Origin of the sequence: Halopelagius fulvigenes (assembly GCF_042662625.1) — an archaeon.
GTDB classification, from domain to species: domain Archaea; phylum Halobacteriota; class Halobacteria; order Halobacteriales; family Haloferacaceae; genus Halopelagius; species Halopelagius fulvigenes.
The window spans coordinates 78,248-90,416 of the sequence record NZ_JBHSXH010000014.1 but is presented as its reverse complement, the minus strand read 5'-3'; the positions used below and the strand labels follow the sequence as shown (position 1 = coordinate 90,416).

9 protein-coding genes and 1 pseudogene are annotated in these 12,169 nt (G+C 54.4%); 3 read left to right on the top strand and 7 right to left on the bottom strand.

Features of this window, described 5'->3' with window-relative positions; all coding sequences use genetic code 11:
• The 7 genes and pseudogenes from ACFQEV_RS09915 to ACFQEV_RS09885 form a co-directional block, all read right to left on the bottom strand.
• Positions 1-653: pseudogene (locus tag ACFQEV_RS09915) on the bottom strand (tyrosine-type recombinase/integrase); the annotation flags it as partial.
• An 809-nt stretch (positions 654-1,462) separates the two neighbouring features.
• Positions 1,463-2,590: an ABC transporter ATP-binding protein gene (locus tag ACFQEV_RS09910; protein WP_379695396.1), complete on the bottom strand. Its 1,128-nt coding sequence runs from the start codon at positions 2,588-2,590 to the stop codon at positions 1,463-1,465.
• 49 nt (positions 2,591-2,639) lie between these two features.
• Positions 2,640-3,770: an ABC transporter ATP-binding protein gene (locus ACFQEV_RS09905; RefSeq protein ID WP_379695394.1), complete on the bottom strand. Its 1,131-nt coding sequence runs from the start codon at positions 3,768-3,770 to the stop codon at positions 2,640-2,642.
• A 5-nt stretch (positions 3,771-3,775) separates the two neighbouring features.
• On the bottom strand, positions 3,776-4,528 hold the full coding sequence (locus tag ACFQEV_RS09900) for a carbohydrate ABC transporter permease (protein WP_379695392.1): 753 nt from the start codon (positions 4,526-4,528) through the stop codon (positions 3,776-3,778).
• A 173-nt stretch (positions 4,529-4,701) separates the two neighbouring features.
• A complete protein-coding gene (locus ACFQEV_RS09895) occupies positions 4,702-5,613 on the bottom strand; it encodes a carbohydrate ABC transporter permease (RefSeq protein WP_379695390.1) in 912 nt (303 codons plus the stop codon).
• 52 nt (positions 5,614-5,665) lie between these two features.
• On the bottom strand, positions 5,666-7,039 hold the full coding sequence (locus tag ACFQEV_RS09890; protein WP_379695388.1) for an ABC transporter substrate-binding protein: 1,374 nt from the start codon (positions 7,037-7,039) through the stop codon (positions 5,666-5,668).
• Between the two features lie 190 nt (positions 7,040-7,229).
• On the bottom strand, positions 7,230-8,033 hold the full coding sequence (locus tag ACFQEV_RS09885) for a hydroxypyruvate isomerase family protein (RefSeq protein WP_379695386.1): 804 nt from the start codon (positions 8,031-8,033) through the stop codon (positions 7,230-7,232).
• A 134-nt stretch (positions 8,034-8,167) separates the two neighbouring features.
• On the opposite strand from ACFQEV_RS09885, the gene ACFQEV_RS09880 reads away from it, so the two are divergent.
• The 3 genes from ACFQEV_RS09880 to ACFQEV_RS09870 all read left to right on the top strand — a co-directional run bounded on the left by ACFQEV_RS09880 (position 8,168) and on the right by ACFQEV_RS09870 (position 11,967).
• Entirely contained in the window at positions 8,168-9,199 is a 1,032-nt protein-coding gene (locus ACFQEV_RS09880) for an NAD(P)-dependent oxidoreductase (RefSeq protein ID WP_379695384.1), read from the top strand.
• 516 nt (positions 9,200-9,715) lie between these two features.
• The gene (locus ACFQEV_RS09875) at positions 9,716-10,495 is read left to right on the top strand and encodes an IclR family transcriptional regulator (protein WP_379695382.1); all 780 of its coding nucleotides are present in this window, start codon (positions 9,716-9,718) and stop codon (positions 10,493-10,495) included.
• A gap of 122 nt (positions 10,496-10,617) precedes the next feature.
• Entirely contained in the window at positions 10,618-11,967 is a 1,350-nt protein-coding gene (locus ACFQEV_RS09870) for a sulfatase-like hydrolase/transferase (protein WP_379695380.1), read from the top strand.
• The last annotated feature ends 202 nt before the right edge of the window (positions 11,968-12,169 follow it).

Genomic DNA, 12,169 nt, shown 5'->3' with positions numbered 1-12,169 from the left:
AGCACCGAGACGTCCTCCCACGACTGCGATTTCCCCCAGACTCGGAACGTCCACGACTCGCGGTCTACACGACTCCACGTTAGTCCCTGTCGGCCCTCGCGGTCGTCGCCGCTTACTCGGAAGACCTCTGCACCTCTGACGCCTGTGTACGCGAGTACGTGGACGAACGCCCGCTCTTGGACCGCTTGCGTCGCGTCGAGGCCATCTTCCTCGATGGCCTCGCACGCTCGCTCGTTCGTGTACTCGACCAGCTGACGGCGGACGTCCGGGGTCCAGAACTGCTGAGTGCGGTCTTGGTCGTCGCGAGGTAGGGGCTCGCGGGCGCGGTCCGTCGTCGCCGGGTTCCGCGAGAGGACGCCGTCGCGGACGCAGAATCCAAGGAACCCAGAGATGACGTTGTAGTACATCTGCGCCGTCGAGGCCGCGATGCCGTCAGCTTCGACGCGTTGGTTCAGTCGGTCGGCGTACCGTCGGATGATCTGTCCGCCGTCGCGTTCGAGGTCCTCGAAAGAGTTGAGGTCGCGGCGCCGCAGCCACGTCTCGAACTGTCCAAGTACAGTCTCGGCGGTGTCGCGGTATTGTTTGGAGTCACCGCTGGAGCGGAGGTAGCGGCCGACAGTTTCGGTGAACTCAGTTGTCTCGTCGACGCTCATCGTCGGCCTCCTGTGTCGGAATAGGTGTTTCGTGGGCTGTAACCTGGGGATTTCGTGGGTCGCATCGAGTTCGATGAGGGTACAGCGGCGACCCCCTTGAATGTACTTACGTGTACTCCACTACACGTAAGTGGAACGTCTGTATTCTAAATTTCTCAAGGGAAACGTCGTACTGCTATATTCCGACACTTTAGCGTAGTATTCTCCCTTCCTATATCCTGTTTCGCTATATCAATTCACTCTGGGCTTGCGTCCCGATGGACGATTACTTCTCTCCAAAGGCCCTGATGAATGATGTGGGTCGAATCGAAATTGGCTTGAGAGCGGTGTCGAGGTGCAATGGCATATCGCCGGAGCAGACGCTACACGATTATAGAACGCTGATTTCACTATCGTAGATGAGTGGGGTACCACCGACACGTTAACCGAAGATGGTTGGTGTCATTCTCGACTCGTTACATAAACACGCTCTCCTTATAGGCTCTTTCACGGGGTTTAGCAGAACTAAGCTGCTTACTGTAGTTCGTCGACGAGCGCCGTCACAGCCTCTTCAACGAGAATGCGTTTCCAGCTTTGCTATGAGGCCGTATGCATTGAGAATGTTGGTCTCAACTACTGGTAGAAATGGAAGTTGTTACACTGTCCTTCAACGTTCGCAAACCCGGCTAGAAACGAAATAGGATCGCTGATACGCTATTTAAGCAACTGGCAGGTGAGTGGTTAAGACACAGCCTTGATAGTCAGTTCTCTCTGAAATCGCCAGTCATCTGAGGTCGGAGTGCTGCTAAATACTGTGTTCTAAAGGAGTTCTAAGGGGCAACCCGAGACGGCTGTTTAGTTTTAAGTGCCTCTCCGGAATCAGGGTCAAAGACATAGATGTCCTCAGAGGCAACAGTAACCTCGAGATCATCCCCGACGTCTGGAGTGACATTAGTAGGTACCTTTGAGGTCAGTTCCTTATCAGCGAATTTCAAGTGGATATAGTTGCTGTTCCCTTGGTACTCTCGGACAGTGACGCGGCACGTGAAGGAACTCCCCGTTGCTGAGTCGGTGAATTCCAAGTCCTCCGGACGGAGTCCGACGTTGACATCATCCCCGTCGTTTATCCCCTCGATATACGAGGAAGAAACCCGAGCGAGGGTCTTGTTCTCGTGAGTGAACGTCACCCCCTTAGAGTCCTTCCTGGCGGTCGCGTCGATGATGTTCATTGAGGGACTCCCCAGGAACGTCGCCACGAATTGGTTGTTCGGATGGTCGTAGGCCTCCTCTGGCGAGGCGACCTGTTGAACCTCGCCATCGTCCATGATAGCGATCTTATCGCCCATTGTCATCGCCTCCTTCTGGTCGTGGGTCACGTACACCATCGTCACGTCGAGTTCACTGTGTATCCGCTGAAGCTCGGTTCGCATGTGCGCTCGGAGTTTCGCGTCCAAGTTAGCTAACGGTTCATCCAGGAGAAAGACATCCGGATTACGAACGAGAGCCCGTCCGAGCGCTACACGCTGCTGTTGGCCTCCACTCATCTCGGAGGGGTTGTTGTCCAGGAGCTCTTCGATTCCGAGCATCTCGGCCATCTCTTCGACGCGTTGCTCGCGCTCGGATGCGGATAGCGTAGAGGAGTGTTTCAGTCCGTATCCAATATTCTCGCGGGCGGTCATCTTCGTGTACAGGGCGTAGGACTGGAACACCATCGCGATGTCCCGGGCATTAGGCGTTAGGTCCTGTACCTCACGTCCGCCGATCTCGATTTTCCCATCCGTCGTCGTTTCGAGGCCCGCGATACACCGGAGCAGTGTCGTCTTTCCGCAGCCACTCGGTCCTACCAGTACCAACCTCTCACCGTCGTCCACCCGTAGGTCGACACGGTCAACTGCTACTTCGGTACCCTTTGCATCGTCGTACTGCTTGAACAGGTTTTTCAGTTCCAGATCTGCCATTATCGGTCCCTCCGACGGAGGTCTTCCGTGCGGGCGGTGGTCTCGTTCTTCATCGTATCGCCTCTCCCTCTGAGTCGAACAGATGCACCTTGCTCATGTCGGCTACAACTTCAACATCTGTCCCCTCGGTAAGCGTACGACCTGCGCGGCTGAGGACGGTGATGAGCGTATCCGATTCATCAGTTAGTGTGAGCTCGTACGTGTCTCCTAGCGGTTCGATCAAGTCCAGAGTGAGCGAGACGGGCTCGCTGAGATCCACTGACTCCCTAACGTCGGAGTCGACGTTACCCTCGACGTACAGGTTCTCTGGGCGAATTCCGATAGTCTCGGCTTGCGAGGGGACATCGCCACCTAACCGCCGTGACCACCCCTTAGAGATATCAATTAGATTGATAGCCGGCTCGCCGACGAATCCGGAGACGAACGTATTAGCCGGCTTCTCGTAGATCTCCTTGGGAGTTCCGGTCTGCTCGATTCGACCCTCGTTCATTATCACGAGACGGTCAGCGATACTCATCGCCTCCTCTTGGTCGTGAGTTACGTAGACGGTGGTGACACCGAGGTCCTGTTGGAGTTCTTGTAGCTCTGCCCGCGTCTCCACTCGGAGCTTTGCATCGAGGTTCGAGAGGGGTTCGTCCATAAGGAAGACGCGCGGTTCACGGACAATCGTCCGTCCGATCGCCACCCGTTGTTGCTGACCGCCGCTCAACTGGTCGGGCTTCTTGTCGAGGTGCTCTCTGATTCCGAGCATCTCAGCGACCGAATTCACCTTTCTACTCCGCTCATCCACGCTCAGAGCCATCTTCCGGAGCGGATACTCCAGATTCTCTCGGATCGTTAAGTGGGGATAGAGCGCATACGATTGGAACACCATCGAAAGATTCCGATCTTGCGGCGGTACCGTGGTCACGTCCTGTCCACCGATAACTATCGTTCCGCTGGTCGGCGTTTCGAGTCCGGCGATCATCCGAAGCGTCGTTGTCTTCCCGCATCCACTCGGACCGAGCAGAACGACGAACTCACCCGCACTCACCTCCAAATCGATGTTGTTTACCGCAACGACATCGTCGAATTCTTTCCGAAGATTACGCAGCTTGACGCTCTCTTGGATCGATTCGATGTCTTGGTTATTATCCGTCTGTCCGTCAAGGCCGTCGGCGGTGTTTTGTTGCGTGCCCATCGTTATCACTTTCCAGATCCGAAGGAGACCTCAGTCAGGAAGCTTTCCAGTTTGAAGAACAGGATCAATACGGGAATCGTGGCCAGCACCGATGCAGCCATGAGATTCCCCCAGATGGTATTAGTGACCGACGAGGCATAGATCGCCTCGATCCCGATCGGTAGCGTGTAGTTCGTCCGCGTCTTCAGGAATATACTAGCGAAGAGGTACTCGTTCCAAGCGATCAGGAACGTATAGAGGAACACGGCCACGAGCGCCGGGGCGCTCAGGGGAATTGTGATTCGGAAGATCGTCTCGACTCGCGAGTATCCGTCCATCATCGACGCTTCTTCGATATCTATCGGTAGGCTGTTGAAGTAGCTTCCCAGCAGCCACAACGACAGCGGTAATCCGAACACGAGATACGCAAGTACCACGCTCGCGAGCGAATCAACGAGACCGAGCCAGGCCATTACCTTGAACAGGGGAACGACGAGCAGAATCCCGGAGAACATATACACGATGAGAACGCCGCGCGAGATGATTCGGTGCCCCGGATAATCGAGGCGCGAGAAGCTGTATGCGCCGAACGTCGCCACTATTACGGAAAGTGCAGCAACGATAAGCGAGACGAGGAGGCTGTTGATGAAGAACTGGACGAACGGGATGATCTCCGGGGAGAGGATCAACCGGTAGTGATCCAAGGTGAGATCTGTCGGGAGAAGCGTCGGCGGAAGGCTGAATATACTGTCGTTTGGCAGGAAGCTAGTGATGACCATAACCCAAATCGGGAATCCTGAGAATAATACGATCGTCCCGACGAGCACAGCTAGCCAAATGCGTTCGACCCAACTCGTTTCAATCTGGTTGTGTCGGAACGCCCGTTTGGTGGACTGTTTTGCTTCTCGGTACGACGCCTTCATTGTAGATCTGAGGTTGTCGGTAGACATTTTCACCACTCACCTAGCATACGGGTGTAGATCACCACGAAGGTCATGAGGAACACTAACAGGAGCACTGATACCGCTGCACCGAGCCCCATCTTGAAGCTAGCGAACGCCGTTTGGTACGTGAAGACGGGTAACGTCTTGACGTTATGGGTTAGCAGCCAAATGTCCGTGAAGGTGTTGAAGTTCCAGATCCATCTGAGGAGGAACGTCGTGGCGATAACACCCGACATCTCCGGAAGGGTGATATCCTTAAACATCGCAAATCGGCTTGCACCATCGATCTTAGCCGCTTCGTACATCTCATTGGGGATGGATTGAGCTCGGGCGATGAACATCAGGAACGCGAACGGATAGTATCTCCACGCGTCGAAGATGATGAGCGTCCAGAGGGCCGAGTCGCTACTGCTGAGGACGTCAAACGTACCCATCCCGAAAAACGCGGTAGCGGCATACGGAATTACGCCGGCTGTGGGGTTGAGCATCCAACGCCAGGTGAACGCCGCAGCGACGATAGGGATCACGTATGGGAGGAGGATGATACTCCGCGCGTACTTTCGACCGGGGAACTCCCGGTTCATCACAAGTGCGACCAACAGTCCGAGAGTAGTCGCTAGGACGGAACTTACTAGGGTGAAGATGACGGTCGTTTTGATCGAAGACCAGAATTCTGGGTCTTGGATGAGCGAATGGTAGTGCTGAAGACCGACCCACTCGAGAGGTACACCCGGCTGTAACGGGACTGTGTGGAAGCTGAGATAGATGTTGTACACTAGCGGATACAGGATGACCAGCCCCACGAGGAACACCGATGGTAGTATGAGTACCCAACCGAGCCACTTCTCTTTCTCTTCAAGGGGTAACTCATCGTATCGACGTTTCCACCTCGAACCAGGTATCCGTTGTATGATTTCCATGTATGCTGATTCCTATTGGTTTGTTTTCCGGTTGTGGTTCGCAGTGGCTATTTCAGTTACTGATCACGTTACGCATCTTCTCGGCTTGTTCTTCTGCAACCGTCTGAGCGTCTTCGCCCTTGATCACGCGGGTAACCGCCTCAGAGATCAGCAGTTCACTCGTGATTGCGCCGTAACCGGAGAAAGACTTCCCGTTTACGGTTCCGAAGCGCTTGAGGGTCGAGAATCCTTCGCGAATGACGGATAGTTCTTCACTGAACACTTTGAACATCTCTTTTGCGTCATCGGGCGCGTATTTGCCGGATTTGAACTCTTTACTGTTCGCCGTAGTTTTCGTCGTGGGGTTCGGGCCGAGCGGGACGCTGTGCAACCAGCGAAGGTACGGTTCGCCCTGTTGCATGTGATATGCGAAGTCTTCTGCCGCCTTCATCTGCTGTTCGTCTTGCGTTTTCAGGATCGAGAAGGTATTTACGGTCCCGTACGTGCTCTTCTTCTTCTTCTTCACGTGACCCACGATTCCTGTATCTTTTGCCATCTCCTTACTGGCCTCGTTCCAGATCGAGGAGAACAACCAGTCCGACCAGAGAACCAGCGAAGTGTTCTCCTGGAAGTACATCTGCTTGATGGTCGGATAGCTATTCTGACCGGGGAGTCCGTAGTCATTATGGAGGTGGGCGTAGAATTCGAGCGCTTCGACCATCTCGTCGCTATCGAAGATTATCTCGCCGTCGGAGTTGAAGACGCGAGCACCGTTAGACATCGCGAAGTTTTGGAAGCACTCGGTAGTGTAGTAGTTGTGCTTCGACCCCGTACCGATTCCATATTTGTTGTTATCCGGGTTGTGAAGGGCTTTTGCGCATTCTTCGATCTCTGACCACGTCGTTGGCTCGGGTAGGCCCTTTTCCTCCCACTCGCTTTTTCGATAGAACGTCATGAGGATCCACGCGTACCACGGTATCGCATACGCGTCCTGTCCGCCGACGATACTCTTCGGTCCGCTGAACCAGTTGTCCCATCCGACGCGCTCCATAACGTTCTGTGCACTTTTGGCGGAGAGCGCATTGTTTCCGTTCAGTAGCTGCGCTGACCGAATCTTCGATTGGAGAACGTTTGGGGGTTGTCCAGCCGAGAGGGAAGACTGAACTTGGGACGGTATCTTCGACTCGGCGAACGAGTTGACTGTAACGTTTCCCTTCCCGAACCCTTGGGCTAGATTCTTCATCAAGGATTTAGACCCCGTCTCTTTGTGCCAGAACTTGACGTTATCGTTCTGGCTACCGGTATTTCCACCTCCCCCTCCAGAACTCAAACACCCTGCTGTGCCGGACATAGCTGCTAAGCTAGCCCCCGACAGCTTCAGGACGCTCCGTCTGTTGAGTCCCTGATCGGGGTTGGATACTCTCTCCTCTGTGAACGAGTCTCTCATGGTCTACTCTGACGATAAGATTCTACCCTAATAAATCGTAGGAATAGTTAGATAGCATATTGACGTGAATAAAACAGATGGCGGTGTGGAGGCGTCGAGGGTCATATCGTGACGATGGAACGGGAAGCGGCGAACGCTCCCTTGCGAGCGGAACGGAGGCAAATCGAAAACGGCGGTAGTAATACTGAATCTACCGCCCGCGGTACTTACGGACAATATCGGTTACGTGTCGTACCGCGTCCTCAGGATCGGCTTCGGGAATAAATTCGAAACCGACGTATCCATCGTATTCGGCATCGATGAGTGTGGCGAATATGTTCTCATAGTTCAACTCGCCCGTACCCGGTTCAGTGCGGCCTGGGTTGTCGGCGATATGAACGTGGCCGATATGCTCGATATTGTCTGTGAGTCGTCGCGTGACATCGCCTTCTGTGATCTGTTGGTGGTAGATATCGAAGAGAACAGCTACGTTGGAACTACCCACCGATGTAACGATATCGAACGCTTCATCCGATCTTGTGAGGAAGTACTCGGGGTGATCGACGCGGGTGTTCAGAGGCTCAAGGACGAGCGTCACTCCCGAATTCTCGAGGTGGGGAGCGACGGTGTTCAGTATCTCGACGACGTTCTCACGCTGGACTGTCCGGTCGATTCCGTTTTGGTCGGGTCCTACCGTCGCGATGAGGTTCGGACAACCGACCCGTTCGCAGGTATCAATGGACCGTCGGAGGTCCTCTATCACCTCGTCCGTGCAGTCGGGGTGAGTCATCGCCGGAGCGCTGTGATCCTCAACCGTCGAACCTCCGCCTGCGCTCAGAGTCGCTGCGAGAGACAGACCTTCGTCGTTACAAACGGCGACAACATCTTCGATATCGTTAGCTTCCCAATCGAAGAACTCAATTGCGTTGACACCGAGGTCGCCGGTCGCTCGAATCCCTTCCAGAAGGGGTCGATCGCCAAATACCGCTGGGATAGTTACTGTCGTGTCGAACATCTACTTGGAGATGTGAGTAGAGAGCAAAAAATATAGTGGTCATTGCCAATCAAATTGTACGCTTTCGGAGACTGACGTAATTCACGAGCCACCCCTAGTTATTTAATCTCAGTATCGAAAGTGCCAACTGCGCCATGACTAGTGCAATCGTCGTACATCCGCTTTACGAGGACGTCTGGCCGTGTGCCGCGGACTACCTCCGAAAGCTGTGGAAGAAAGAAGATGAACCAGTGGAATTCATACACCTAAGCGAGGACGACGAGCGACCCCTCGGAGAAGTCCTTGAAGGCGAAGATCTAACGGAACTGACCCGGATCGTCTCGCTCGGCGTACCGGTAACCGACGAATGCCTCGATGTCCTAGAGGCGGTAGAGGAAGCGGCGGTGATGACTGACAACATGTACGAAATGGACTCCGAGGTCTCGAATCTACTCGAAGAACGGGGTGTGACGACGTACACGCACCAATCCGAGGGATTTTGGAGTCAATCCGTCGCAGAACTGGGATTGGGCCTCACGATCGGGGCATTGCGCCAGATTCCGCAAAAACATACCAGTATCACGAATTCACAGGATGATTGGGACGTAGAGCTTCTCGAAAACGATGCGCCGGGTGCGCAAGGTCACCAGTACGTTAACAACCCACCGACTCACGTCCACGGGACCATCGCGGGAAAGAACGTACGAATTGTCGGTGTCGGAAATATCGGAAGCCGATTTGCGGACTACACCGACAACTTCGGTGCCGATGTTGCCGCGTACGACCCCTACGCTGATCAACCCTGTTTCCACCGGACGGGTGCTCGTCAGGTCTATCGGATGGATGAACTCATCGAAGACGCAGATATCTTTGCTCCGATGGTTCCACTGACCGACTCGACGCGAAGACTCGTCACGAGAGACCACATCGAGCGGCTCCCTACAGGGAGTCTTCTCCTATTGGTCACTCGCGCAGGAATCTGTGATATGGACGCTGTCCGCGAACGCGTCCTCAACGGCGAGATCGCACTCGCTGCAGATGTCTTCGATGTTGAGCCGCTTCCGCTAGATGATCCCCTCCTAGGGCGAGATAACGTCGTCCATACACCCCACGTCGCAGGTCGGACGCGTCACGCGAACGAGAAATGGGCAGAGGACCTGGCATCGCAGTTCCGAGACCGGTCGTGATTTCCGATACTCCGTCTCTACAAGGATCTCGTTCGATTGCTTCCCCGCACTGAGCGAGTTTAGAGAAAGATGTGAGAGCCGGTCCGACTAGCCTATAGACCAGGCTGACAGGCCATCATCTTTCGGAGACGTCCGTTCTCATGACGACCGCGAGTAATCTGCCGCCCCTCGACCACTCTTCTTGTACGACATCTCTACAAGAAAACGTGGAGATTCTTCGGGAGTTCATGCGGTGACTGTATTACCGACACAGAACACGTTACTTCGTTCGTTTTGACGACCTCGCCTAAAATCGATATCGTCGCAACTACTAGTGAGTGTGGACATCGCGTTCATGCCTGGTAAACGAAAGAGCTGGATTCGCCACCTCTCTATCAGTGTACAATTTAAAAGTTACGTCGAGAAGCTCCTTCGAGGCGGTTATCGTGGGGACATCTGTTCGTAGAGCAGAGATGCAAGTGAAGTCCGTTCACACTGCATGAACAAATACATAATCTAGGAAGTAGAAGTAGAGGTATGGGAACTGACGACGCCTCACCGAAGGATGCACGGACGGTCAAGGCAACGAAAACGAGTTTCCGAATAATAGGGGAGTTGAAACGGAAGAGCGGAGCGGGCGTAACGGAGATAGCTACTCAATTGGATCTTCCGAAGAGTACCGTTCATAAGCATCTCACGACGCTTCAGTCCATAAATTATGTCGTCAAGGACGACGGACTCTATCGGTTGAGCTTGGGCTTCCTCGGGCTTGGATTAGCAGCACGTTCTCACTTCGAACTTGTTGACATTTCCCGAGATCCGCTACAGAAGCTCGCTAACACGACCGACCGAACCACGAGCCTAGTGCTGTTAGAGAACGAATACTGTTTCCACGCTATCCGGTTCTCACCGTCCTCAGCGGACCCACTGCCGTTCAGCGTCGGAGAACGCCTTCCGATTCACGCTACGGCCGGCGGAAAGGCGATTATGGCGTACCTCTCCGAAGACGAACGACGAGGGATACTCGATCGTGTCACATTGACCGAGTTAACGGACCAAACGATTACCGACAGAGAGACGCTCTCGGAAGAACTCCAAGAGGTCTATGATAGACGGCAGGCGTACGACCGCGGTGAATACATTGAGGGACTTCGCTGCATTGCTGCACCTCTCACGGGCGAGAACCAGCGTGCAGTCGGGGCGATCACCGTTACAATCCAGACGTCGGAAATGTCGAACCAAACTATCAATTCAGATATCGGTACTTTCCTAGGAAGTACAGTCCACTCAATCGAGACACGGCTCCAATCACAGTAAGTGACTCAGAGACGATGAGGGCTTGGAGCGGGACACGGATCCAAACTGCAACGCGCGAACAAACCAACAATAAGCGGGTAATGGCTAAGGTTTAATGTCGAATCAAGTACTACAGAAATGCGATGACAGATGGCGAGCCCACGAAACCGAACGTGCTACTCGTACTGACCGATCAGCAGCGGTGGGATACGGTAGGCGAGTATAATTCGCCGGTCAATTTCACGCCGACACTCGATCAACTCGCAACGAAGGGGACGCGAATCGAACGGGCGATCACACCGCAGCCGCTTTGTGCTCCATTTCGAGCTGCGTTCCAAACGGGAAAGTACGCTACCGAGACCGGTGTATGGCGCAATTCGCTTCGGCTCGACGAGGAAGAGAAGACGCTGGCGCACTACTTTTCAGCCACCGGTTACGATGTTGGATTCGTCGGAAGCTGGCATCTCGCCAGTACCTTCGACGAGCCTGTACCGCCTCAACTCCGAGGCGGCTACGAAGATTACTGGCTTGCGGCCGATGTCGCCCCGTTCACTACTCATCCCGACGAAGGATATCTCTACGACGATAGGGGAAAATCCGTCGAGTTCGAGGGGTATCGCGCAGACGCGTTCACCGACTACGCTGAGAGGGCTATCGAAACGCTCGAAGAACCGTTCTTCCTTATGGTTGGATACGTAGAGCCCCACTATCAGAACGATAGGTGGACGTTCGTCGCCCCGGACGGATACGCTGAACGGCACGAACACAACCCCTACGTCCCACCAGACCTCCGAAACCGTCCCGGCGATTGGTACCAGGAACTGCCGGACTACTACGGAATCATCGAACGCATTGACGAGTGCGTCGGGCGGTTACTTTCGACGCTCGAACGCGAGAGCATCCGAGACGACACCGTCGTCGCGTTCACCTCCGATCACGGCTGTCATTTCCGGACGCGGCCCGGGGAACACAAGCGTACTGCGCACGAATCGGCAGTTCGTGTTCCAGCGATCCTTTCGGGGCCCGGGTTCGACCAGGGTCGAACCATCGAACAGGTCACGAGCGTGCTCGATCTACCTCCGACGCTCCTCGATACGGCCGGGATAGAAATCCCTAATGAGATGCACGGAAAGAGCATCCTTCCGGTGATCCGGGGAAGCGACCCGGACAGAGACGGCGAAGCGTTCATCCAGATCAGCGAGGCCGAAATAGGCCGAGCGATTCGTACCGACCGATGGAAGTACGCCGTCGCAGCGCCAACAATAAATGGATGGCGCGGTGGAAACGGTGTACCTGCAAGTGACATTTACTTAGAACGGTACCTGTACGATCTCCGGCGAGATCCCGAAGAACAGATCAACCTTGTCGGTCGTCATGATTACCGTGACGTGGCCGACACACTCCGAGATCGACTACTCGATTCCATTCGGGATATCGAGGGAGAGGATCCCGACATACGTGCCTTTGAGAACCCAGGCTACCAAAAGCACTAACTGGATGTCGTCGTAGCCTATACACGATACTCGGCTTTCGTCCGCTCTCACAGATCCGTAATTGAACGATTCCGTTCGGAGTACATGGACAATTTCCGTACAACCCTATGATTGTAATGCCACTCACAGACCGGCGTTGTATTCGGCGAGGGGGTCACTGCACGAATCCACATGAAAGCGAGAAGGCCAACCGACATCGGTA